This window comes from Peribacillus sp. Bi96 (genome assembly GCF_918698115.1).
GTDB lineage: Bacteria > Bacillota > Bacilli > Bacillales > DSM-1321 > Peribacillus.
This window is the reverse complement of the sequence record NZ_CAKKLV010000004.1, coordinates 199,629-222,105: the sequence shown is the minus strand read 5'-3', so window position 1 is coordinate 222,105 and position 22,477 is coordinate 199,629. Positions and strand designations below refer to the sequence as shown.

Below are 22,477 nucleotides of genomic sequence, written 5' to 3'. Positions count from 1 at the left end.
ATAAATCCTCCTTAAATCTTAATTTGGGAAGATAACAAGAATTATTAGGATTCTGTAATCTTCCCACTCTATAAAAATTATGACTGGATGCCTTGGCCAATCAATCCGTATGATTGAAGGGTTTCACGCAGTTCTCTTTCCAAAGGTTCCGAAGGCGGGCCCATCGGCGGTCTTAATGCAGGATTGATTTTTCCCATCATCCCCATTGCCGCTTTTAATGGTCCAGGATTGGTTTCTTTAAACAAAACATCATTCAAAGGCATTAATTTATAATGGAGATCAAGTGCCTTATCAACATCACCTTCCACCCAAAGGTTGTAAATTTCCGCTACCTCTTTAGGTGTGATATTGGCTGTAGCACTAATATGCCCTGCTCCTCCAATTGTCAGCATTGGGTAACATAATAATTCGATGCCCGAATATAAGAGAAAATCTCTTCCACAATTCAGTAAGACACGGTTCACATGTTCGAAGTCCTTATTGGATTCCTTTACACCAACGATGTTTTTACAATCTTCAGCAAGACGGGCCAATGTCTTCACTTCTAAATTCGTTGCCGTTCTTCCAGGTATGTTGTATACGATCAGCGGAATGTCAACAGAATCAGCTACTGTCTTAAAATGATTGTAAAGTGCCTGTTGATTCGGTTTATTGTAGTAAGGAACGATGACTAAAGCGGCATCCGCACCCATTTCCTGTGCTCTTTTTGTCAAATGCAATGTTTCTTTCTGATTGGCAGATCCAGTACCTGGTGCAACCGGAACACGGGCATTTGCTGTTTTAATAGCTGTTTCCATCACTAATTCCCGCTCTTCAATCGTTAATGAACTGGGTTCCCCGGTAGTCCCGCATACCGATATTCCATGGGAACCGCTTTCAATATGCCAGTTTACTAAACTTTCAATTGCTTTTACATCCACTTCCATCTTGTCATCAAACGGAGTGATCACTGGAGCGATGGAACCTCTTAAACGACTTTTGATTTCCTCGTACATTTCATCTACCACCTTTTAATTATTTTGAATATTCGGAATAATAGAAGTGAAAAAATCGGCTTTGCTTTTATAGATAATCAAATCGACTATTATAAAACAAAGCCTAGGTCATTAAAGTGCCTGATCGTGATTAGTTTCAGCCCTCTGCTTGAATGTACTAATGGCATTCAGCTTATGCTTTCTTACCAATGATTCAATTTCTTCGAAAGAAGCTTTTTCCTTTAGAAGCCGTATGATGCTTTCATGTTCACGAATGGATTGGACTGCACGCTGCGGCACCATGGTGAACATGGACTTTCTGACTCTATTCATTCTTTGTTGCGATTGTTTAATTTCCTCAATTAAAAAGGAATTTCCACACTTTTCATAAATTTTTGCATGAAAACATTCGTTTAACTTACCAAACAGCTCTAATTCAAAGTTATGGAGAGCTTTTTCCATTTCTTTGTTTAAATTAATTAGATTTTCAAAATCATGATCATTCATCGTTAAAGAACTGAGGGCAGCTGCATAGCCTTCAAGCAAAGATAAAACGGAAAGCGTTTCTATGTATTCGCTCTCATTTATGCTTGTAACCACTGCGCCACTATACGGCTTATATTGAATAAGACCGTCAGATTCCAGTTGTCTGATCGCCTCCCTGACTGGAATCGGGCTTAAACTCAGTTCTTTCGCGATTTGATCGATAATGATCCGCTGTCCAGAACCGTATGTTCCATCCAATATTAATGTACGAAGGTGCTCATAAGCTATTTGCTTTTTGCTGGGGTTTTTGTTTTTATCTTCCATGTTTTTATCATATATGAAATCATATATGATTGCAATCCATTTTTATTAAAAATCATATATGATTTTTGTTTTATCATATCTAGCTAGATTTCTTAATGAAGGAGGCAAAAAAACTCCCTTGATGAAGGGAGCTTCAGTTTGTAAACAAAAAGGTTTCGGAATGGTCTCATTGCGAAACCTTTTTGTTTTTATTGGATTTGAACCCGTTATAGAGAATAACGGTTGGTGTTTAGTAAGCTGTATCTGCGGCAACAGCTTCTGGTTTTCGCATGTCTGGAAAGATAGCATCCTTATCCCTCAAGTTTTAATACTAAAAAAAGACTGTAGGCAAAAGGAGTTCTATCTACCTGTTAAAACAAAGTTGACCAGAACAGGTATTCGAAACTCCTGCGGGAATATGCGCCCAAGGGAGACCCCGCAGGCGCAAAGGCGCCGAGGGCGGACAGCCCGCGGAAAGCGAGTGCCTGGAGGCAACGGTCAAATTTTAAAAGCAAACAAACTTCCTTGATGAGTTTCCTGTACCTTTTGAAATTTCATGACCTCTTCTAAACATGGACTGCTTCAATATTTTCCAACAAAAAAAACCTGCAGATCCTCATGTTGCCAAGAAGTCTGCAGGTTTTTATAAAAATTATGCCATTTTTGATTTAACGAATGAATGGATTCTTTCAACAGCTTCTTCAAGAAGTTCCAATGAAGTCGCATAAGATAGCCTGATGTTATCAGGTGAACCAAAACCTGAACCTGGAATAACTGCCACTTTTGCTTCTTCCAGCAATGCAGTCGTAAAATCTTCGACATTGCTGTAACCTGTTAATTCAACTGCGCGTGTAACATTCGGGAACAAGTAAAATGCACCTTGTGGTTTAATGCAGCTTATCCCTGGAATTTCAACTAATTTATCATATATTTTATTCAAACGGCTTTCAAAGGCTTGACGCATTTCTTCTACGGGCTCCTGCGAACCTTCATAGGCGGCAATCGCTCCATATTGTGCAGTTGTGGTTGGGTTCGATGTGCTATGACTAGCAAGGTTCGTCATTGCTTTAATGATGGACTCATCGCCTACTGCATAACCAATTCTCCAGCCTGTCATTGAATGCGATTTAGAAACACCATTGATGATGATCGTTTGCTTTTTCAATTCAGGTGAAATCTCTGCAATGGATGTATGTGTTGCATTTCCATAAACCAATTTTTCGTAAATTTCATCGGATACGATCAAGATATCATGTGCCAGGCAAACTTCCCCGATAGCCGCCAGTTCTTCCCTGGTATAAAGCATACCTGTTGGATTGCTTGGCGAGTTGATGATAACCGCTTTCGTTTTCTCAGTAATGGCTTGTTCTAATTGTTCTTTTGTTATTTTATATTGATTTTCTTCTGTACCGACCACATAAACTGGCTTTCCGTCAGCAAGCTTGATTTGCTCTGGATAACTTACCCAATACGGGATTGGTACAATGACTTCATCTTCTTCATCCAGAATCGCTTGAAATAATGTGTAAAGAGCGTGCTTAGCACCTGAGCCGACTAAAATTTCAGAAGGCTTGTATTCCAAACCTTGATCACGCTTTAATTTGGCGGCAATTGCTTCTTTGAGCTTCGGAAGACCAGCAGATGGCGTGTATTTAGTTTGACCTTCATTCATGGATTGAACAGCTGCTTCTATTATATGTTTAGGCGTATTATAGTCGGGTTCTCCGGCCCCTAAACCTATAATATCAAGACCTTGAGCTTTAAGCTCCTTTGCTTTTGCCGTGATGGCCAAAGTTGTAGATGGCGTTAATGATTGAACCCGATTCGCTAATTTCATTTTAAATTAATCCTCCATTCTATATGCTTCGATAATACTTAAGCCATTCCCCAGTTTTAAAATCATAATAATCATAGTTAAAACGCTCTGATTCATCAAGATACGTTACTTCCCAAAGTGGAACGTTCTTTTCCATGCCAAGCTTGACTGAAATGATTTTTTGTGGGTTTAGCTTTTCTTTGACAATGCTTAAGATCTCTTTTTTTGATTTACCATCTTTATAGTTTTCGACTACTATCTCTTTTTTCTCATCTTTGGGAAGCCAGACTATTTTTTTAGTCCCTTTTTCTCCCTTACCAATGATGACGGAATATGAATCCTGCCCATTATAGAGATAGTATTCGTCCATGGATACAAGGCCGCCCTCTTCCTTCGCCTTTTCAAAAGCCTCATTACCAGCTTCTTTTTTAGGCTGTAACGCTTTAATATATGCCCCGCTGACAAATCCGATAAAACAAAGGATTAGGATAGAAGCAATAATCAACCATTTTTTCAAAGCTGTTTTTCCCTCTTTCTATGTACGATAAATTGTAAATATCGCTTTTTCTTGATCTTCGGAATCCAATGCCAAACCAAACATTAAGTCATCTTTTTTCAATGTTCGGTTCAAAGAATCCACGATTTTATACAGATCAGGAGAATGTTGCAGCCTGACTGTCGAGATTACTTCAATTTTACTTTCCATGAAAACGCCCCTCCGATTTAAAATTTGTCAACAACCACTGGTATGAATAGGATTAGAAGGCTTTACCACCTTTCACATTATACCAGTTCAAAGATCATTTTTCTTTAAAATTTTCATAAAAATTCAATAGGATTTATGAATTATCTCAAGATTCTTTAAATCCACTCTTCTATCATATCGGCCATTTCCATTATTGACGTTTGGTGCCATTTGACTGCTGGAATGGCCTTTTGAAATTCCGGGCCATATTTGGCAGTGACGACGCGGCGATCAAGAATAACCAAGATCCCTTTATCTTCTGGAGTACGTATTAACCGGCCGAATCCTTGGCGAAATCTTAACAAAGCTTCAGGTAAAGAATACGCAGAGAAAGGATTACGCCCTTGCTTCTCGAGAAGTTGGCATTTAGCAGCTGTCACTGGTTCATCCGGAGGTGAAAAAGGCAGCCTGACAATCACTAAACAAGATAAATCCTCACCAGGAATATCGACGCCCTCCCAAAGGCTGGTTGTTCCAAAAAGGACTGCTTTCTCGAAGTTTTGGAAGTTCCTTAGCAACCTCATTCGGCTTCCACCAGAAATTCCTTGAGCAAACAAGGTGAACTCATCCAGAACCCCTGTGTCCTTGATGGCATAATAAGTAGCCCGAAGCATCTCATGTGAGGTGAATAATACCATCATCCTGCCTTTAGCTGCCTGTGCCGCGGCAATAATATGGTTTGCTGCCGTTTCGGAAAACTCCTCCACCGATAAGCAATTGATATCTTGAATATCATTGGGCACAAGTACCTTTACAAGTTCCTTATAGGGAAATGGCGAAGGAAAACTTGCTGTCTGCACCGGTTCATTCTCTAATCCAAGTTGTTCTTTAAAATACTGAAAGGAATCCTTCACAACAAGGGTTGCTGATGTCATGACGACACTTTTCTGACGCCCGAAATAGGAATCCCACAACCATTTACTTCCTGCAATCGGCTGAACTGTCAGAGTCACCCCATGCTGTGGTGCTGCATTCGTATAGTCAAGCCAATAAATATTTTCTTCATGCGGTTTAATGAAAAACTCATGTAACGAATCCCTTGTATCCTGCAAATGTCCAAGAAGCACTTCAATATCATTTAAGTAAAATAATGAATTTTTACCTAAAGGGGACTCGTGATTCAATAAAAGGGCCAATCTTTGCGAAAGCTCCGTGATGATATACCCCAATAAGTCAACCAATCGCTCAGCAACCAGGATGGCTTTACCCCATCTACCATCATCTATCTTGAATGAGATCCGTTTCGGACTTATGGAACGTGAAAGTTTTTCAGCCTGATTGGAGAGGTAATAAAAAAGCTGTTCGAATTCATAGGAAAAATCATTCAGTTTTTGATCCAATTCATGCCGAGACTTCCCTTCCGTCAGCCCATTATTTAAGAGTAATCTGTCCAATTTATATAATAATTGCTTTTGATCTGATGTGCCTAGTCTGTTCAACATCGTCTTCACTGAAATATAATTCAGCCTTCGTCCAAGCTGTTTAGAGGCAGCCTGCTCCAAATGGTGCGCTTCATCGAGTATCAGATACCCTTTCTTGGGAATTAAAGCGTCTTCGGCAAGAAGATCCGTCATTAAAAAAGAATGGTTAGTGATAATGACATCCGCCTTGCCCGCCGTTCTTTTTGCCCTTTCAAAAAAGTCCAATTTTTGCCAGGGCTGTTTTAAACCTGCGTATGTAAGGCCATCACTTTGCAGCCGATTCCAAAACAGCTGACCTCCGCTTGTAAGATTCAATTCGTCTTTATCGCCAGTTTCGGTTTCGGTAAGCCAAACCAATATCTGCATTTTCGTTAATGCCGTTTCATAATTATCTTCCTTTTCACGTAATGCCCTTTCGAACTTTGCCAAGCTCAAATAATTACTTCTCCCCTTTAATAAAACAGCTTGAAAAGTAAAGGGAAGAATTGTCTTCAGCTTAGGTACCTCGTTTTGGAGAAGTTGATCCTGCAACTGGAGCGTATACGTCGAAACGACGACCGGTTTTTGATGTTTTCTAGCAAAATAAACGGCTGGAAGCAAATAGCCTATGGATTTCCCAATACCAGTCCCTGCCTCAATGATTGCATCTTGGCTGGTTTCAAAGGAATGGTGAATCATATTCATCATATCAAGCTGTCCCTGTCTTGCTTCAAAAGCAGGGAACGCACTTTGAAGCAAGGCCATTTTTTCATCATCATCGAGCGGAAATTCCGACTCCGTGCCTTTATGATCACTTTCCTCGCCGGCCTTTTTAAACGCAAGGCCCCTATAAGTTATAAGTTCGGGTGAATGAACTTCTGCCTTTGCAAGTTTGCTTGCAATGCAAGCATCTATCAATTCGGAAATTTCACTTTGTAAGGAATAAGATAATCGATATAACTGTTTAAGCGTCATCACCGGAAGATTCATCAGCTTTTTTTTCAATTCCAGCAATAATAAAGCCGTCGCATATGCATCACTATCCGCTTGATGGGGCCTGGAATGATCCAGGTTCTCTTCTTTTGCAAGCTGGTGCAGCTTATATCCATCGGATGTTGGTTTTAAAATTTTTGCTAACTCTACTGTATCAAGGGTGGAACCATAAAATGGCTCAAACCCGCAGCGTACTAATTCTTCCTGTAAAAAAGATAAGTCAAATAAAACATTATGGGCAACAAAACATGCCCCTTCGATTAGCCGGGCAATATTTTCTGCCACATCCTCAAAGTCAGGTGCATTTTTTACCGTCTCGTTGCTTATTCCGGTCAATTCTTCTATAAACAAGGAAATTTCCTGTCCAGGGTGGATGAATGTCGAGTACTCATCAACAATTTGGTCATTTTCGATGACCACGCCAGCAAATTGAATAATCCTATCCCCTTTTTTCGGAGAATTCCCTGTTGTTTCCAAATCGACCACTACATATCGTTGCGTCATGAATTGTACACCTCAAACTTCTCTTTCTCCACTTCCTGATGGAATTCTCTTATCTTTTTTATACCATAATAATCGTAATAAAGGAAACACGCCGTTCACCAGACCTTTTTATAATCAATTTCTCCCCTTTCATCCACAGACAAAAAGGGCCGGCTCATGTATGCATGGTTCATGCACATGAGCCGGCCTTCCGCTTACATGATTGTAGCTGCAGGTTCGTTTGAAATCAATTCAATGATTTTGTTATTTTCATCCATAATTGCAACTTTTGGCATGTGATCTCCCAGTTTATCTTCGGCGACCATCACATAAGAAATGATGATCACGATATCATCCGGTTGAACCAGTCTTGCAGCTGCTCCGTTCAAACAAACAACACCACTGCCGCGTTCACCGGCAATCACATATGTTTCTAGCCGTGCACCATTATTATTATTCACGATGGCGACTTTTTCATTTGGCAGAATACCTACCGCATCAATTATGTCTTCATCAATTGTTATGCTGCCAACATAGTTCAAATTAGCTTCAGTTACCCGTGCACGGTGAATTTTACCATTCATCATCGTTCGAAACATCTTTATTCCCCCCCTGATCCTTCTGATTTATTCGATGTTTAAAGTAATATTATCAATTAGCCTTGCATGTTTGAATTTAACCGCCATTGCGATGATAATGTTTCCAAATAGCGTTTCAAGTGGTTTAAGTTCCGGGTATTGATAGACTTCAATATAATCGATCACCCCATTTGTATGGGCCCCAATATGTTCCCTTACCATTGCCGTAACGGTTGTAGGATTCCTTTCACCAGATTCAACGGCTTCTTTCGCCTTTAATAAACTTTGGTACAACTCTTTAGCTTCCTTGCGTTCTTGATCTGATAGGTAAACATTTCGCGAGCTTTTAGCTAACCCATCTTCTTCGCGTACGGTATCTACAGCAACAAGCTGAATCGGGAAATTAAAATCTTGGATCAAACCATCTATCACGGCGACCTGTTGGGCATCCTTCTTACCGAAGTAAGCGCGATCAGGAAGGATGATATTGAAGAACTTCGTTAAGACTGTCGCTACACCATCAAAGTGTCCTGGCCTTTGTCTACCACATAAACAATCCGTCCTGCTTTGGACAACCACTTTGACCGATGGTTCTTCACCGTACATTTCTTGGACTGTTGGATAGAAGAGATAATCCACTCCGGCATAGGAAGCAATATTTTCATCACGTTCCATATCACGTGGATATGTTTCAAAGTCCTCATTTGGTCCGAATTGCAACGGATTGACAAAAATGCTCAATGCCACAATATCATTTTCTTTCCGTGCCTTTTCCAAAAGGGTGGCATGCCCCTCATGTAAAAAGCCCATTGTCGCTACATAGCCAATACTTTTTTGATTGCTTTTTTCTTCTCGGAGCACCTGTTGCAAGTCATCTGCTGAAGTAAAGGTTTTCATCTTGTCCCTCCGTAAAGTTCGGTAAGCTGCTCTTCCTTCATCGTAAATGAATGTTCCTTCGATGGAAAATCTTTAGTTTTCACTTCACCCACATACTTCGTTATCGATTGACCGATCAGTTCGTTCGCATCTCCATAAACTTTTACGAATTTTGCTACACGATCAACCCCATATCTGATGACATCATGAAAAACGAGAACTTGACCATCCGTGTCTGCACCTGCGCCAATTCCTATGGTTGGAATTCCGAGATTCCGTGTGACGAGTTCCCCCACTTGATATGGTACACATTCAAATACTATTGCCATCGCCCCCGCCGCTTCACACTTTTTCGCATCTTCCACGAGCTGTGCTGCAGCTTCTGCGTCTTTTCCTTGTACTTTATATCCGCCAAGAACGCCAACGGATTGCGGAGTCAGGCCAAGATGAGCTACAACCGGGATGCCAGCCTTCGTTAATGCTGATATTTTTTCAACAACATCATCCGCTCCCTCAAGCTTCACAGCATCCGCATGACCTTCTTGCATGATACGGGCTGCATTCTTGAGGGTTTCATCCATTGAAAGGTGATAGCTCATAAAGGGCATATCAGTCACGACAAATGTATTTGGTGCCCCGCGTTTTACTGCCTTTGTATGATGAATCATGTCATTCACCGTTACAGGAATGGTTGAGTCATAGCCCAATACGACCATTCCTAAAGAATCGCCCACTAAAATCATGTCTACACCTGATTGTTCGGCTAACTTTGCTGACGGATAATCATAAGCCGTAAGCATGACAATTTTCTCTTGATTTTGTTTCATTTTCAAAAAATCTCCGGACAATTTCATTACGTTTCCTCCTTTTTGATGGAGGAGATGAAAACATCAGCGTTGTAAAAACTGGTGTCTATACATTCATACGCAAAAAAAAGACTGACTAAAGAAGTATCTGTTTCGTTACGAAAATGGCTTTAAAAGCCACATATCGTTCACTAAACATCACTTTACTTTTTAGCCAATCCCTTTGTTCCATCAGAAGTTTCATCCCTCCGTCCCAGTCCAGTACTCTGGATCAAGGCAGATTTTCAAATAATTTGGTAGTTATGGGGGTGCAGTTCATATGAGATACTGCCCACTTGCATTATATCAAGTCAAATTCAAAAATTCTATTTATTTTTCTTTGATTTGACAAAAATCTACTGAATTTCAATGTCTGCAGAATAGATTGAATGTACAGTTCCTTTTCCATCTTCAAGGAGTAAAACACCGGCATCCGTTATGCCTAATGCTTTTCCGACAATCGTATCATTGACGGTACTGGCCTTGATGACTTGTCCAAGGCTGATGGCATAACTCTCCCACAACACCTTTATTGGCAGGAAGCCTTCAATTAAATAGAGATCATACAATTTTTCCAGGCGAAACAATGCACGTTGAATAACCTTGGACCTTGAAACCATTTCTCCACTTTCTATGAAAAGCGAAGACGCCTTTTCCTGCAAGTCTTCGGGAAAATCCTCCAATTTCTGATTGATATTCATGCCAATCCCAATAATGACAGAATGGATCCTATCCGATTCAGCCTGCATCTCAGTCAGGATACCTACCACTTTCTTGCGATTCACCAAAATATCATTCGGCCATTTAATTTGAGGTTTTACATCAGTTGTATCCTCGATTGCTTGAGCCACTGCCACAGCTGCCAATAATGTCAGTTGGGGAGCCTCATGAATCGGGATATTCGGTCTTAAGATGAGGCTCATCCAAATACCGCTGTATTTTGGGGAATGCCAAGATCTCATCAGTCTTCCTTTTCCAGAGATTTGCTCCTCGGCAACGACCAGGGTCCCCTCCTGAACGCCTTCATTTGCTAATTGATGGGCAATTTTTTGAGTCGATTCCACAGTTTCCTGATAGTGGATCATCTTGCCGATCGTTTTTGTTTCCAAGCCAAGTTGTATTTCGCTTTCGGACACTTTTTCCGGTGCTGAAATGATCCGATAGCCTTTTTTTCTAACGGCTTCCACATTATAACCTTCACTGCGCAGGTCTTCTATATGCTTCCAGACTGCTGTACGCGAACAGCCAATATATTCAGCAATTTCCTGACCAGATATAAATGCACCATCCGCTTTTGAGAGGGCTTCCATCAGCTTTGTTCTTAACTCAGATTGCATTTTTCCAGCCACCTCTTTATTTCTTCTTTATCATTTATTAATACATCGTCCAAAACTGCTTTCAATATCATTTCCAAGGATTCCTTCACCCAAGGACCAGGTTTTTCTTGATTCCAATTCAATAAATCCGTCCCCGTCACGGCAAGATCGGACATCTGTTTAATAATGAGTTTATTGTAATGTTGATGCGCGTTCTCCTCTGCATCCATCACGTCTCCTCCAGTCAGGGCAGCCCTGACTTTAGCTGCCTGTACGGCTAGGATTTGACCTGCCTGGAAAACATCGAAAGCTGAATTATCAAATGATGGGTCTTTCTTCACAAGCTGTATGATACGTTGGACATTTCTAATTGTTTTCAATGGCAGCTTCCATGCTCTTAATGCCGCTTCAATTTCCTGATCGCTCGTATGAACCATGATTACAGACCATATTTCTGCTGCTTTTAGCTGATTAAGCGGCAGTTTTAGTAAATTCCCTAAATGATCCTTCTCTTTGGAGAAGTGTGGCAGGTATTGATACAATCCGCTTTCAAGCAAGAGAGAAATAGCCCTTTTGTTATTCGAGCCAGCCATTAGCTTCTCAAATTCAACAAGGATTCTTTCGACAGCGATTTCATTGATGATTTGAGCATTCTCTTTTAGGGAAACAAACGTTTCTTGATCCAGTTCAAAACCAAGTTGACTGACGAACCTTAATGCACGCATCATTCTTAAAGCGTCCTCATGAAACCTTTCATGTGGATTGCCAACCGTGATTATCCTTTTTTCTGCCAAGTCACGCTTCCCATTAAATGGATCAATGATGTTCCCCGACTTATCCATGGCTATTGCATTCATCGTGAAATCTCTTCTTTGTAAATCTTCCGTCAAAGAACGGACAAATTGCACTGAATCAGGTCTGCGGAAGTCTGAATAACTGCTTTCCGTTCTGAACGTCGTTACTTCGTATGTACCCGTCTCCGTAATTATAAGAACCGTTCCATGATCAATCCCGATATCGGCGGTTTTAGGAAAAATCCGTTTAATTTCCTCGGGTGTAGCGGAAGTGGCGATGTCCACATCGTTTATGGAACTGCCTAGGATATAATCCCTGACAGAACCACCAACGAAATAGGCCTCTAATCCTGCTTTTTCAATCAATTCAAGAATGGGCACCGATTTTAAGAATAATTGATTCATCAGCATCCCCTCCTTATTTCATAGATTTACCTTCAAGAGCTTCCATGTAAATGGCTTCATATTCTGCCATGATCGTATCGGAGTGAAAATCAGAATTAGCCCTTTCCAGTGCAGCCTCTGAAAAACGTTTATGTAAAATCGGGTCGCTTAAAAGGCCAATTGCTTTTTCAGCAACCGTTTCAACATCTCCTAGTTCACAAATATATCCAGTCTCCCCATCAACGATGACCTCAGGTATCCCCCCGATATTTGTTCCGATACAAGGAACCCCACATGCCATCGCTTCCAGCAAGACAAGGCCAAAACTCTCTTTTTCGGATAAGAGGAGTATCAAATCACTGATTGAATATAATTCGGCAAGATTATCTTGCTTGCAAAGAAACAAGACCGATTCATCAATTCCAAGATCTTTAGCCAATTTCAATACGGTAGTCACTTCCGGTCCGTCTCCGACGAGCAGAAGTTTCGCAGGCATTTTCTGTTGAGTTAAATAAAACGCCTGAATGACGTCTTTTACACGCTTGACCGAACGGAAATTCGAAACATGTATGATCACTTTTTCATCATCCCTGATTCCGTATTTTTCCCTTAGGTATCCGGAATTGGTTTTATGGTAATCTCTTTCATCAATAAAATTATAAATGGTTTTGATATCCTTATCCGGAGAGATTAAATCATGTGTTTGTTGCACAAGTGAATTGGATACCGCTGTTACGACATCGGATTGTTCTATCCCAAATTTTATTAAATTGGTCAATGAAGGATCTTGACCCAACACGGTTATGTCCGTACCATGCAGTGTGGTCACGATCTTTACTTCATTACCTGACATCTGCTTTGCCAGGATCGCACAAACAGCATGTGGGATCGCATAATGAACGTGAAGGATATCCAATTTCTCCCGTTTCACGACTTCCGCTATCTTGCTCGCAAGCGCCAAATCATATGGTGGATATTGAAATACAGAGTACGAGTTCACTTCAACTTGGTGATAATAAATATTATGGTACATTTTATTCAAGCGAAAAGGGAGGCTTGAGGAAATAAAATGTATTTCATGTCCTTTTTCCGCAAGCATCTTGCCTAATTCTGTTGCTACGACACCAGAACCCCCAACTGTAGGGTAACAGGTAATTCCAATTTTTAATTTCATAAGATTATTTTTCTCCTAACAAATCGGTATCAATCAGTAACGGTTTTTTTGTCATGAATCCTTCCGCATATGCGACACCCACTTCTTTGCCGAACATTCTCTCACGTGCCTCAACAGTCTCGATATAGCCATTCACTAGCGGGGTTTCAACTGTTATATCACTTTTCTCGAATTGGCTCCCATATGCTCTAAGGCTATCCAGTTTTTTCGATATGGTAGATGTGATGTCCACGACGAAGTCCGGCTTGTGAAAACCATTGATCATATAATAGTACATATTTTTGACACGATGCGATTCAATTCCATCTTCTTCCATGTACTTTCTGACTCCCGCCGAAAAAACTGCTTCTTCCACTAATTTCGCACAGTTTCCATGATCGGGATGGCGATCTGCCAAAAAAGGTGCAAATACAAGGGAAGGTTTATATTGACGTATGACCGTTATGATTTGATCTATGTATTCCGCTTTCATATATAAACCCCGGTCGGGTAAATCAAGGGATATTCTCTTCACCCCAAGGATTTCTGCAGCCTTTTGCGCTTCCTCTTGTCGTAAAGGCACAGTTCCATTCGATGACATTTCAGCTTTTGTCAAATCACAAATGACAATTTCCATGCCTTGTTGTACATATTTAGCAATCGTGCCACCCATACCGATTTCCACATCATCTGCGTGTGCACCGAAAGCCAGTATATCTATATTACTTTTGTTTATCATTAATCTCACCTTGTTTTTTTCGTAGTTTAAGCCAATCCATATACCCATTTTTCAGACCTTGTATTAGTACTTCTGCCGTACCCATATTTGTCGCTAATGGAATTTCATAGACATCAGAGAGACGTATAAGTGCTGATACATCCGGTTCATGGGGTTGTGATGTCAATGGATCGCGGAAAAATAAGACCATATCCATTTCTCCACGTGCGATCATGGCACCTATTTCCTGATCTCCGCCAAGTGGTCCCGAATGAAAGCGGTGGACAGGAAGTGATACTTCTTCCATAATTCGTTTCCCGGTCGTACCTGTAGCATATAAATCATGTTGCTGAAATACAGTTTTATAGGCAGTTACAAATTGAATGATATCTTCTTTTTTCTTATCATGGGCAATTAAGGCAATTCTCATCGTCTTCCTCCTAATCACTATTCGATAATGTTTTCTAGACCATATACGAGTACATCCAATTTCATGACGGTTTCGACAGCAAGTTTAACTCCTGACATGAAGGATGCCCGATTAAAGGAATCATGACGGATCGTCAATAGCTCTCCATCACTTCCGAAAAGCACCTGTTGGTGAGCAACAAGTCCCGGAAGCCGTACACTATGGATATGCATGCCATCCACATTCGCTCCTCTAGCTCCCTGAATGGTTTCTTTCTCATTAGGGTGCCCCTGTTGTTTTGTTTCACGTACGGCAGCAATCATATCTGCCGTTTTGGAAGCTGTGCCCGAAGGTGCATCCAGTTTTTGATCATGATGCATTTCTATGATTTCCACATCCGGGAAATACTTGGCGGCCATTTGTGAAAACTTCATCATCAAAATGGCTCCAATTGCAAAGTTTGGGGCGATGATGCAACCGATGCCTTTTTCCTTGGTTAACGAATCAAGTTTTGCTAAATCTTCCTTTGTAAAACCTGTCGTTCCCACTACAGGACGAATTCCGTGGTTAAGTGCCGTTTCGGTATGGTACATCCCCACTTCAGGTGTAGTTAAATCGATCAATACGTCTGCATTCACCGAAGAAAAACATTCATTTATATCTGAAAAAACAGGTGCTTCAATGCCTTGAAATCCTTCTATTGCGGAGAGGCTTTCCCCGTTATGCTTACGATCGATGACAGCTGCCAATTCAAACCCTTCTGTCCTATGTACCAGCTTCACCGCTTCATTTCCCATTCTGCCACGAGGTCCAGCTACAATCACTTTTACATTACTCATTTTTACCTTCCTCCTCCATTTTTTCTTCTTTTTTCGTCCATCTATCTTTATCACGGGTTGCAAACTTATGCATGACTTTATCATGTGAGCTTTGAAGATCTAACCCTAAAGAATTGGCAAAGCATATTAAAACAAAAAGCATGTCCCCCAATTCCTCTTCAACCGTATTCACTTCTTCAGTTGTTTTCTTAGGTTTTTCACCATGATAATGATTGACTTCCCTAGCCAATTCCCCAAGCTCTTCTGACATGCGTGCAAGCATGGCCAGAGGGCTGAAATATCCTTCTTTGAATTGCCCTATGTATTGGTCGACTTCTGCTTGCATTTGTTGGATCGTCTTGTGCTTTTCCATATTGTCACCCATTCTTGATTTTCGTTTACCTTACATTATACCTTCTCCATGTTAGCTAAAAGTGAAACAGATGACAACAGATACGTTCGTGAATCAAAATTGCCCATAGTTGGCTAATTAGTTATAATAAGTAAATTAATGATATATAAACCTTTTGGAGGTATGGGACATGCTTTTCGGCTTAAAATTGAAAAATACATTATTCATCCTATTTGGTGCAGGAATCTTTGCCTTTGGCCTTGTACATTTTAACATGCAGAACAATTTAGCCGAAGGCGGGTTCACCGGTCTCACCTTGATTATATATCAACTTATTGGAATAAATCCTTCTTATTCTAATTTGGTTTTGAATATTCCATTATTTTTTATTGGGTGGAAATATTTAGGGCGGACATCTTTCTTTTATACGATCATTGGAACAGTAGGCCTATCCGTTTGGCTATGGGTATTCGAAAGATATCAAATCGAAATCAACCTCGGAAACGATTTGATGCTGGTGGCTTTGTTTGCCGGGGTCTTTGTTGGTGTCGGGCTAGGCATCATCTTTCGTTACGGAGGGACAACAGGCGGAGTTGATATCATTGCCCGTTTTGCCCATCGGTATTTAGGAATGGCCATGGGACGGACTATGTTCATCTTTGATGCCGTTGTTATTGGTCTTTCCATCCTCACCTACCTGGATTACCGGGAAGCGATGTACACCCTTGTTGCCGTATTTATCGGTGCTAGAGTCATTGACTTTATGCAGGAAGGAGCATATGCAGCAAGAGGTGCAATGATCATCAGTGAGAAAAACAAAGAAATTGCAGAAAAAATCATGAATGAAATGGAGCGGGGCGTAACTGTATTAAGGGGATATGGATCATTTACACGCAATGATCGGGAAGTTCTCTATTGTGTTGTCGGGAAAAATGAGCTTGTCCGGTTAAAAAATTGCATAACTTCAGTGGACCCTCATGCATTCGTCTCTGTAAGTGAAGTGCATGATGTATTAGGTGAGGGCTTTACCCTCGATGAGAACAAGAATCCCATTGAAAGATAATCCATTTGCTTGAGGCATATCGAATGGCATGTAATCATTTTGAATGTTTCCCCGAATGTATGAATGTTATGAGCTGTGTTCTCCAATTATTTTTGATTCTTTTAAAAACGGTACATGAAAAAGGACGCCATCATATAATGGCGTCCTTTTTCAATTAATCTTCTTCTCTCATTCCTGTATACATAAGCAGAAGACGGACTAATTCAAGCACGGCTACAAGAGCGGCAGCAACGTACGTCATCGCAGCTGCACTTAAAACCTTTTTCGTTTCCCGTTCTTCATCATTTCGGATGACCCCAACGGAAACGAGCTGATCCATCGCCCGAGAAGAAGCATTGAATTCGACCGGGAGTGTAATCACTTGGAATAAAACTGCGGCTGACATAAATACGATACCCGCCAATAGCAAGCCAGGGATTGAAGCTAACATCCCGACTAAAATCAAAATCCAGGATATGTTAGACCCAAAGTTAGCTACCGGTACTAACGCATGGCGGAAACGTAAGAATGCATAAGCTTCTTTATCTTGGATCGCATGTCCAACTTCATGGGCCGCAACCGCAACACCAGCAACTGAATGGCCGTGATAGTTATTTGTTGACAAACGCACCGTTTTATCTCTTGGATCATAATGATCGGATAGCATGCCAGGTGTCTCTTCTACCCTGACATTGAACAGTCCATTTTGATCCAAAATGGCCCGCGCCGTCTCAGCACCATTCATACCAGAAGAAGCCGGTACTTTTGAATATTTTTTATACGTACTTTTCACTTTCATTTGTGCATAAATCGGGATTAAAATGATAATCGCCAAATAAATGAAATACATGGTATCCTCCTATAACTATTATTACTTTTAATTCTATGATTTGAGGGCACCCCTGTCAAATATAGTGTTCTCTTCCCATGCCTTTTTAATCATTATGTTCTTTTCTCGGTCTTCCCTGGTCACCTTTATATTTTCTCCAACCTACATATGAAAGAGTCATGATAATTATACTGCCTGTAGATATGATGACCCACCATAGGGAAGGGTCTGCATCATCCTCTCCCATGTCATCAAAAATGGAGGTTAGTTCATTTTGTAACGCATCCATTTCCTTTTGATTCTTCCCATCACTGATTACTTCCGGGCGGTATTGGTTAATGTATTGAATCCTGGTGTCCAGTTGCTGCATCGTTTCTTTAGACAGGTCTACTTTCAAGCTCGGATATATCATTTCATATTGTGAAAGGAATAAGTTCAATTGGCTATTGAATGTAATTGTGTCTTGATTAATTGCGGCATTCTTTGTCTGCTGAAAAGAATTCATCATTTGATCCTCCATCTCTGTCCACAGGGGCTGATGGGTGGACTTGACCGCGTCAACCACAAGCCTGAACTTTGTGACAGAATTAACCTTTTCCGAATCTCCCTTATTCATATCCTTTATTGTCATCAACGCCTCATTATGAGCTACAGTGATAATTCGAAGTTCGTCCATGTCAAGAATCTGCTCTTTCGCTGTCTCTTTTAAAAACCGGTCAGAAAAAAACGTCAGCATCTTTTCTGAATCTCCATATCGCTTCAACTTGGTCATTTCCAATGCTCTATCGGAAATGTTATCTAATTGCTCCAAACTTGAAGAGGATTCTGCATAGACAGGGAAATGTAAGACGACAAATAAAACAGCAATGGTTAATATGATTTTTTTCAACATGCTACTCGTCCCTCCTCATATCTCTACTAAAACGATATGAAAGAAAAAACATGAGTAGACCTTGTCAACATAAAAAAGTTAACCCCGCTTTTACAAAGCTGTATGCGGGGTTAACTTTTTAATGGATGAAGGATAGAGTGATTCGCTTTTTTCTATATCCAAAGTACCAGCCGACGAAGATGGACAAGATACTAAGCCAAAAGGTAAAATAGCCGATCGATTTCATATAATCCAACAAATCACTATATATAGGCATCATTTCAAAGACATAATCGATTATGTCATTATGTATGGTCCAAATCCCTGCGACAATCAAATGCCAAGGTTTTATTCGGTAAAATGGTGCATATAATATCCCTTGAATCGCCATACCCAAATGAGAAGCCATTAACATATAACCTTCCCAAGGCAATGTACCAGTTGTCACTAACGTCAATAGATTCATTACGACTGCCCAAATGCCATATTTGAAAAGTGTTATGATCGCCAAGGCTTCCATCAATCCAAAATTTCTTTTTAAAAGGAACCCCAATAATACAAATACAAAAAACAGGCTAGCCGTCGGACTGTCTGGTACAAATGCCAAAAATATGGCCGGTGTAATTTCCAATTGGCTTCCGTACCAATAATATCCAAAAGCAGTTCCGAATATATTTACTATTAATAACAAAATGAGCATTTGCCGATTTGCAAGCCAACTGTAGATGATATTCATTCTTTTAACCTCTCTTACATACTCAAGTATACTCATTTTACAGGTCATCACCATCAAAACCAAGTATTATATTTCTATTTCTTTTCAATTAATCTTCAATTTACCAATAAAAAAGCCGACAACCGTAGTCGTCAGCTCTTCATTTGCAGCATATGAAAGAAAAATGCTGTTGATGGATGGTTACATTATTTTGCGGATAATCCCGAAACAAATTCAGCTAGTGTTGCCAATTCTTCATCTGACCCCTTAAACATGCCAGCTGGCATGGCACCTTGGCCTTTGCGAGCGATTTTAGAAATTTCTTCTGGACTTAAACCAGTGTCAATTAAGCTTGGCGCTCCTGCTCCACCAGTTAATTCTGCTCCGTGACAACTAATACAGCCATTAGAATCCATCAATTTATACCCATCGCTCTCTTTATCAATGTCTGCACCTTCTACGATTGCTCCTTGTTTCTTAGAAGCTTCCCAATCGTGATGGGCTGCTGACTCCCAAGTTAAGTAGAAAACACCCGCCATTGCCAATAGCATGAAGCCTACAGCAAAAGGGCGTTTTGCCGGGCTCCGCTCTGGACCACGATCTAAAAAAGGTGCCAAGAGCAATGCTCCGAAAGCCAAACCAGGTATTACCATTGCCCCGATTGCATTATAAGGGCCTGATGCATAAGTATACTTAAGTAATTGGTAAAGGAATAGGAAATACCAGTCTGGCAGCGGAATATACGCTGTATCTGTAGGATCTGCTATTCTTTCCAATGGAGACGGATGTGCGATTGTCAAGCATAGATAACCAACAAGAAAAACTGCCCCGACCATCCATTCCTTTAAAAGGAAATTAGGCCAAAATGCTTCAGTTTTCCCAGGATATTCTGAATAATCTTTCGGAATATTCGGTTTACGGTTCGCAGAGATACGCGAGTCACCTACGAATTTCATACCTTTCCCACGATGCATTGAACAATTCCCCTCCTTTATGAAAAGGTTTTTTTAGTTCTTGGTTCATAATTCTATTATAGTGGACCTGAAATACCTTGTTTTCGGATCATTAAGAAATGAGCCGCCAGTAAAGCAAATAATGCTGCAGGCAAGAAGAATACATGAATTGCAAAGAATCGTGTCAATGTCTGTGCTCCAACGATGGTTGGATCTCCTGCTATCAATGCCCTGAGTGCCGGTCCCATTAACGGTACCGAATCGACAATGGTCAAAGTAACTTTCGTTGCGAATAGCGCTTTCATATCCCATGGCAGTAAATAACCAGTTAAACCTAATGCCAGCATGATGAAGAAAATCAATACGCCGACCATCCAGTTCAATTCGCGCGGTTTTTTGTAAGCTCCCTGGAAGAAGACACGAAGAGTATGTAAAAACATCATAACAATAACCAGACTTGCTCCCCAGTGATGCATACCACGAACGATTTGACCGAAGGCCACTTCATTTTGTAAATAATAAACAGATTCCCAAGCGTTTTTAATGTCCGGGACATAATACATCGTCAAGAACATGCCTGACAAGATTTGGATGACCGTGATAAAAAAAGTTAACCCACCAAAACAATATACGAATGCAGAAAAATGATGCGCGGGGTTAACATGTTCAGGAACCTCATGGTCAGCAATATCCCGCCATAACGGCGTAATATCTAAACGCTCGTCCACCCAGTCATATAACTTTGTTAGCAATGTTTACGCCTCCCCATGCGGTTTTAGTTGACCCAAGTAAAGAATTCCATCTTTTTCTTTCGTGTCATAGACATCCAAAGGTGAAACCGGCGGTGTCCCTTTCACGTTCACTCCATCTTTCGTATACCTGCCGTAATGGCAAGGACAGAAAAATTGATTCGGATTAGACTTATCCGTATTCCATGCTACCGTACAGCCTAAATGTTTACAGATTGGAGATAAAGCAATGATTTTACCATCATCCATTTTGTAAACCCAAGCTGTATTTGTTTCTTCGGACTCATACCACCCATCGACCTGCTTAAAGCTAAAGTCAACACGGGTTGGTTCGGTAGTCAGTTCACTTACCTTTTGTTTAGTTGCAACGTAATCCCCGCCTTTATCTACAGATAGTACTGGATCAATTGCAAACCTAACCATAGGCATCAACATACCGGCCGCCATAAATCCACCAACGCCAGTAAGTGTGTAATTAAGGAATTGACGTCGTGAAACATTATGCTTGCTCATGCGTTTTCCCCCCCTCTATTACTATACTGAGAGCCCAAAGGACCAATAAATAGCAACACTATAAAACTAGGACATTTCCATGATATCTCAATAATTTACCAAGGTCAATATTTGTAAAACCCAAAAGGTGGCAACTATGTGAAAATAATGAGAAAAATCCTACTTTTTTTCATTTTTCCAATTATAAGTGAAAATATCAAGGATTTGGAGAACTTGCTGGTTAATCATTTCCCTGGCTTGGTCATTTTCCAGACTATCTAGGGGGATGGCAGGGATCCAAACTAAATGGTTTTCTAATTCCTGCTCTTCCTTTTTCCATTCAAAATCTGATGTTAGAAAAAAAATATGCTTGAAATCATTTTCTTTCACTTCATTGGCCCAACCCTTTAACCGCTCAATTTTATCCATTTCATCATGTAAATAATGAAATGTTGGCATTAAAAGAATTCTTCCTTTCATCTGTTTTTCAATTTCCAAGCTTAAAATGGTAAGAAATTCATTCATTGAACCAGTTTGCTTCATTTGCCCTCCAAAAGAAATGGGAACCAATGGGATTAAAACGGTATCCACATACTCTTTTGACTGGATGTACATGTCAAGATCTTTTGCTGTCCACTTCATATTTTTTCTTCACTCCCGATTTTTTGAATCAACTCCTTATCATTTTACCATTATTTTTATAACACATTTACCATATACCCATAGTCTTTACAAAAATGTGGATTTTATCAATATTTTATAAAAAATAAAAACCTTTCCTGATTACGGAAAGGTCATTTTATTTCAGCCAAGTACTTTTAGCTGATTCAATTGTTCAGTTAGGCTCTTAAATGCTTGTTCATCATGCTTATCAAGTGCTTCATCGATTTCCTTAAGCAGGCGGTCCCTTTGAAAATACAACATGCTTTTTTCTAAAAATTGTTCAGCGAGCAGCTGATCTTTTTCGTTCGCTGCCTTTGATTTCGGCATGAAAGGATTATGTTCCAGAACCGCTGCGTATTGATAGGAAGAGTATGCGGATTTAAAATTGAGTTGAATATAAATATCTTCATCCCGATTTAAACGGATATCGTGAAAAGATTTTTCAGCATCGGTCGTCATGATATTTGACTTATAGAACCTGAAAGGAACCTCTTCCACACAATGTGTCGACATAACCAGCCCACGCGGGCAATATTGGGCGTTCTCTACAAAATGAACCTTTTTCATTAATTGATCATGACTCATCAAATAATTCAATATCCACACACATTCTCTTCGTTTCAATTGATAATGATTTAAGAACCACCGAATAAATTCCTTCTTCTCATTCACAGAAACAGGGGCAGCCACCATGAATTCCCTCCTCTGTCTTGATTTAGT

At 40.3% G+C, this 22,477-nt stretch carries 25 protein-coding genes; 1 reads left to right on the top strand and 24 read right to left on the bottom strand.

What is annotated here, in order from left to right; translation table 11 throughout:
- Positions 1-77: 77 nt before the first annotated feature.
- The 16 genes from hpaI to LQ203_RS07645 all read right to left on the bottom strand — a co-directional run bounded on the left by hpaI (position 78) and on the right by LQ203_RS07645 (position 15,464).
- Complete coding sequence (hpaI, locus tag LQ203_RS07720) at positions 78-995, bottom strand: 2,4-dihydroxyhept-2-ene-1,7-dioic acid aldolase (protein ID WP_230156998.1); 918 nt, start codon at positions 993-995, stop codon at positions 78-80.
- A 111-nt stretch (positions 996-1,106) separates the two neighbouring features.
- Positions 1,107-1,784 carry a GntR family transcriptional regulator gene (locus tag LQ203_RS07715; protein WP_230156997.1) on the bottom strand — a complete coding sequence of 226 codons (678 nt, stop codon included), beginning with the start codon at positions 1,782-1,784 and terminating at the stop codon, positions 1,107-1,109.
- Between the two features lie 631 nt (positions 1,785-2,415).
- Positions 2,416-3,600, bottom strand: coding sequence for a pyridoxal phosphate-dependent aminotransferase (locus LQ203_RS07710; protein ID WP_230156996.1), 1,185 nt, complete (start codon positions 3,598-3,600; stop codon positions 2,416-2,418).
- 19 nt (positions 3,601-3,619) lie between these two features.
- Complete coding sequence (locus LQ203_RS07705; RefSeq protein ID WP_230156995.1) at positions 3,620-4,096, bottom strand: DUF5590 domain-containing protein; 477 nt, start codon at positions 4,094-4,096, stop codon at positions 3,620-3,622.
- A gap of 18 nt (positions 4,097-4,114) precedes the next feature.
- Positions 4,115-4,285 carry a YpmA family protein gene (locus tag LQ203_RS07700; protein ID WP_064505144.1) on the bottom strand — a complete coding sequence of 57 codons (171 nt, stop codon included), beginning with the start codon at positions 4,283-4,285 and terminating at the stop codon, positions 4,115-4,117.
- A 155-nt stretch (positions 4,286-4,440) separates the two neighbouring features.
- Positions 4,441-7,221, bottom strand: coding sequence for an ATP-dependent DNA helicase DinG (gene dinG, locus LQ203_RS07695; RefSeq protein ID WP_230156994.1), 2,781 nt, complete (start codon positions 7,219-7,221; stop codon positions 4,441-4,443).
- Between the two features lie 194 nt (positions 7,222-7,415).
- Entirely contained in the window at positions 7,416-7,799 is a 384-nt protein-coding gene (gene panD, locus LQ203_RS07690; protein WP_230156993.1) for an aspartate 1-decarboxylase, read from the bottom strand.
- 27 nt (positions 7,800-7,826) lie between these two features.
- Entirely contained in the window at positions 7,827-8,675 is an 849-nt protein-coding gene (gene panC / locus LQ203_RS07685; RefSeq protein WP_230156992.1) for a pantoate--beta-alanine ligase, read from the bottom strand.
- A complete protein-coding gene (panB, locus tag LQ203_RS07680) occupies positions 8,672-9,508 on the bottom strand; it encodes a 3-methyl-2-oxobutanoate hydroxymethyltransferase (RefSeq protein WP_230156991.1) in 837 nt (278 codons plus the stop codon). The genes panC and panB overlap by 4 nt, the downstream gene beginning before the upstream one ends.
- Positions 9,509-9,855: 347 nt before the next feature.
- Entirely contained in the window at positions 9,856-10,836 is a 981-nt protein-coding gene (locus LQ203_RS07675; RefSeq protein WP_230156990.1) for a biotin--[acetyl-CoA-carboxylase] ligase, read from the bottom strand.
- Complete coding sequence (locus tag LQ203_RS07670) at positions 10,821-12,014, bottom strand: CCA tRNA nucleotidyltransferase (RefSeq protein WP_230156989.1); 1,194 nt, start codon at positions 12,012-12,014, stop codon at positions 10,821-10,823. Before LQ203_RS07670 ends, LQ203_RS07675 begins: the two co-directional genes overlap by 16 nt.
- Positions 12,015-12,027: 13 nt before the next feature.
- Complete coding sequence (gene bshA, locus LQ203_RS07665) at positions 12,028-13,167, bottom strand: N-acetyl-alpha-D-glucosaminyl L-malate synthase BshA (RefSeq protein ID WP_230156988.1); 1,140 nt, start codon at positions 13,165-13,167, stop codon at positions 12,028-12,030.
- 4 nt (positions 13,168-13,171) lie between these two features.
- Positions 13,172-13,885 (bottom strand): bacillithiol biosynthesis deacetylase BshB1, encoded by a 714-nt coding sequence (gene bshB1 / locus LQ203_RS07660; RefSeq protein ID WP_230156987.1) that lies wholly within the window; start codon positions 13,883-13,885, stop codon positions 13,172-13,174.
- Positions 13,869-14,294, bottom strand: a complete 426-nt coding sequence (locus LQ203_RS07655) for a methylglyoxal synthase (protein WP_230156986.1) — start codon at positions 14,292-14,294, stop codon at positions 13,869-13,871. The genes bshB1 and LQ203_RS07655 overlap by 17 nt, the downstream gene beginning before the upstream one ends.
- 17 nt (positions 14,295-14,311) lie before the next feature.
- A complete protein-coding gene (gene dapB / locus LQ203_RS07650) occupies positions 14,312-15,112 on the bottom strand; it encodes a 4-hydroxy-tetrahydrodipicolinate reductase (protein ID WP_230156985.1) in 801 nt (266 codons plus the stop codon).
- Complete coding sequence (locus LQ203_RS07645; RefSeq protein WP_230156984.1) at positions 15,105-15,464, bottom strand: nucleotide pyrophosphohydrolase; 360 nt, start codon at positions 15,462-15,464, stop codon at positions 15,105-15,107. The genes dapB and LQ203_RS07645 overlap by 8 nt, the downstream gene beginning before the upstream one ends.
- Before the next feature lie 169 nt (positions 15,465-15,633).
- Here LQ203_RS07645 and LQ203_RS07640 point away from each other — a divergent pair, with 169 nt between their 5' ends.
- Positions 15,634-16,506 (top strand): YitT family protein, encoded by an 873-nt coding sequence (locus LQ203_RS07640; RefSeq protein ID WP_230156983.1) that lies wholly within the window; start codon positions 15,634-15,636, stop codon positions 16,504-16,506.
- Between the two features lie 154 nt (positions 16,507-16,660).
- Here the strand turns inward: LQ203_RS07640 and LQ203_RS07635 are convergent, their stop codons facing one another.
- From LQ203_RS07635 to LQ203_RS07600, 8 genes are all read right to left on the bottom strand, one after another.
- The gene (locus tag LQ203_RS07635) at positions 16,661-17,335 is read right to left on the bottom strand and encodes a zinc metallopeptidase (RefSeq protein ID WP_230156982.1); all 675 of its coding nucleotides are present in this window, start codon (positions 17,333-17,335) and stop codon (positions 16,661-16,663) included.
- Positions 17,336-17,420: 85 nt separating this feature from the next.
- Positions 17,421-18,206 (bottom strand): sporulation protein YpjB, encoded by a 786-nt coding sequence (gene ypjB, locus LQ203_RS07630; RefSeq protein ID WP_230156981.1) that lies wholly within the window; start codon positions 18,204-18,206, stop codon positions 17,421-17,423.
- Between the two features lie 118 nt (positions 18,207-18,324).
- Positions 18,325-18,921, bottom strand: coding sequence for a DUF1405 domain-containing protein (locus tag LQ203_RS07625; RefSeq protein ID WP_230156980.1), 597 nt, complete (start codon positions 18,919-18,921; stop codon positions 18,325-18,327).
- A 185-nt stretch (positions 18,922-19,106) separates the two neighbouring features.
- The gene (locus tag LQ203_RS07620; RefSeq protein ID WP_230156979.1) at positions 19,107-19,874 is read right to left on the bottom strand and encodes a menaquinol-cytochrome c reductase cytochrome b/c subunit; all 768 of its coding nucleotides are present in this window, start codon (positions 19,872-19,874) and stop codon (positions 19,107-19,109) included.
- Positions 19,875-19,930: 56 nt separating this feature from the next.
- Positions 19,931-20,605 (bottom strand): menaquinol-cytochrome c reductase cytochrome b subunit, encoded by a 675-nt coding sequence (gene qcrB, locus LQ203_RS07615; protein ID WP_230156978.1) that lies wholly within the window; start codon positions 20,603-20,605, stop codon positions 19,931-19,933.
- 3 nt (positions 20,606-20,608) lie between these two features.
- Positions 20,609-21,115: a ubiquinol-cytochrome c reductase iron-sulfur subunit gene (locus LQ203_RS07610; RefSeq protein ID WP_230156977.1), complete on the bottom strand. Its 507-nt coding sequence runs from the start codon at positions 21,113-21,115 to the stop codon at positions 20,609-20,611.
- 159 nt (positions 21,116-21,274) lie between these two features.
- Positions 21,275-21,736, bottom strand: a complete 462-nt coding sequence (locus LQ203_RS07605; RefSeq protein ID WP_230156976.1) for a YpiF family protein — start codon at positions 21,734-21,736, stop codon at positions 21,275-21,277.
- A gap of 162 nt (positions 21,737-21,898) precedes the next feature.
- A complete protein-coding gene (locus tag LQ203_RS07600; protein ID WP_230156975.1) occupies positions 21,899-22,450 on the bottom strand; it encodes a ReoY family proteolytic degradation factor in 552 nt (183 codons plus the stop codon).
- Between the last annotated feature and the right edge of the window lie 27 nt (positions 22,451-22,477).

What these genes read in the sequence shown, in the direction of transcription:
- LQ203_RS07645 (WP_230156984.1), bottom strand. Translation starts at nt 15,464, where the DNA reads ATGGAAAAGCACAAGACGATCCAACAAATGCAAGCAGAAGTCGACCAA.
- panD (WP_230156993.1), bottom strand. Translation starts at nt 7,799, where the DNA reads ATGTTTCGAACGATGATGAATGGTAAAATTCACCGTGCACGGGTAACT.
- dinG (WP_230156994.1), bottom strand. Translation starts at nt 7,221, where the DNA reads ATGACGCAACGATATGTAGTGGTCGATTTGGAAACAACAGGGAATTCT.
- LQ203_RS07675 (WP_230156990.1), bottom strand. Translation starts at nt 10,836, where the DNA reads ATGCAATCTGAGTTAAGAACAAAGCTGATGGAAGCCCTCTCAAAAGCG.
- LQ203_RS07715 (WP_230156997.1), bottom strand. Translation starts at nt 1,784, where the DNA reads ATGGAAGATAAAAACAAAAACCCCAGCAAAAAGCAAATAGCTTATGAG.
- LQ203_RS07605 (WP_230156976.1), bottom strand. Translation starts at nt 21,736, where the DNA reads ATGAAGTGGACAGCAAAAGATCTTGACATGTACATCCAGTCAAAAGAG.
- LQ203_RS07610 (WP_230156977.1), bottom strand. Translation starts at nt 21,115, where the DNA reads ATGAGCAAGCATAATGTTTCACGACGTCAATTCCTTAATTACACACTT.
- ypjB (WP_230156981.1), bottom strand. Translation starts at nt 18,206, where the DNA reads ATGTTGAAAAAAATCATATTAACCATTGCTGTTTTATTTGTCGTCTTA.
- dapB (WP_230156985.1), bottom strand. Translation starts at nt 15,112, where the DNA reads ATGAGTAATGTAAAAGTGATTGTAGCTGGACCTCGTGGCAGAATGGGA.
- LQ203_RS07670 (WP_230156989.1), bottom strand. Translation starts at nt 12,014, where the DNA reads ATGAATCAATTATTCTTAAAATCGGTGCCCATTCTTGAATTGATTGAA.
- bshA (WP_230156988.1), bottom strand. Translation starts at nt 13,167, where the DNA reads ATGAAATTAAAAATTGGAATTACCTGTTACCCTACAGTTGGGGGTTCT.
- LQ203_RS07620 (WP_230156979.1), bottom strand. Translation starts at nt 19,874, where the DNA reads ATGCATCGTGGGAAAGGTATGAAATTCGTAGGTGACTCGCGTATCTCT.
- panC (WP_230156992.1), bottom strand. Translation starts at nt 8,675, where the DNA reads ATGAAAACCTTTACTTCAGCAGATGACTTGCAACAGGTGCTCCGAGAA.
- LQ203_RS07640 (WP_230156983.1), top strand. Translation starts at nt 15,634, where the DNA reads ATGCTTTTCGGCTTAAAATTGAAAAATACATTATTCATCCTATTTGGT.
- LQ203_RS07600 (WP_230156975.1), bottom strand. Translation starts at nt 22,450, where the DNA reads ATGGTGGCTGCCCCTGTTTCTGTGAATGAGAAGAAGGAATTTATTCGG.
- bshB1 (WP_230156987.1), bottom strand. Translation starts at nt 13,885, where the DNA reads ATGATAAACAAAAGTAATATAGATATACTGGCTTTCGGTGCACACGCA.
- hpaI (WP_230156998.1), bottom strand. Translation starts at nt 995, where the DNA reads ATGTACGAGGAAATCAAAAGTCGTTTAAGAGGTTCCATCGCTCCAGTG.
- LQ203_RS07635 (WP_230156982.1), bottom strand. Translation starts at nt 17,335, where the DNA reads ATGTATTTCATTTATTTGGCGATTATCATTTTAATCCCGATTTATGCA.
- LQ203_RS07710 (WP_230156996.1), bottom strand. Translation starts at nt 3,600, where the DNA reads ATGAAATTAGCGAATCGGGTTCAATCATTAACGCCATCTACAACTTTG.
- panB (WP_230156991.1), bottom strand. Translation starts at nt 9,508, where the DNA reads ATGAAATTGTCCGGAGATTTTTTGAAAATGAAACAAAATCAAGAGAAA.
- LQ203_RS07655 (WP_230156986.1), bottom strand. Translation starts at nt 14,294, where the DNA reads ATGAGAATTGCCTTAATTGCCCATGATAAGAAAAAAGAAGATATCATT.
- LQ203_RS07625 (WP_230156980.1), bottom strand. Translation starts at nt 18,921, where the DNA reads ATGAATATCATCTACAGTTGGCTTGCAAATCGGCAAATGCTCATTTTG.
- LQ203_RS07700 (WP_064505144.1), bottom strand. Translation starts at nt 4,285, where the DNA reads ATGGAAAGTAAAATTGAAGTAATCTCGACAGTCAGGCTGCAACATTCT.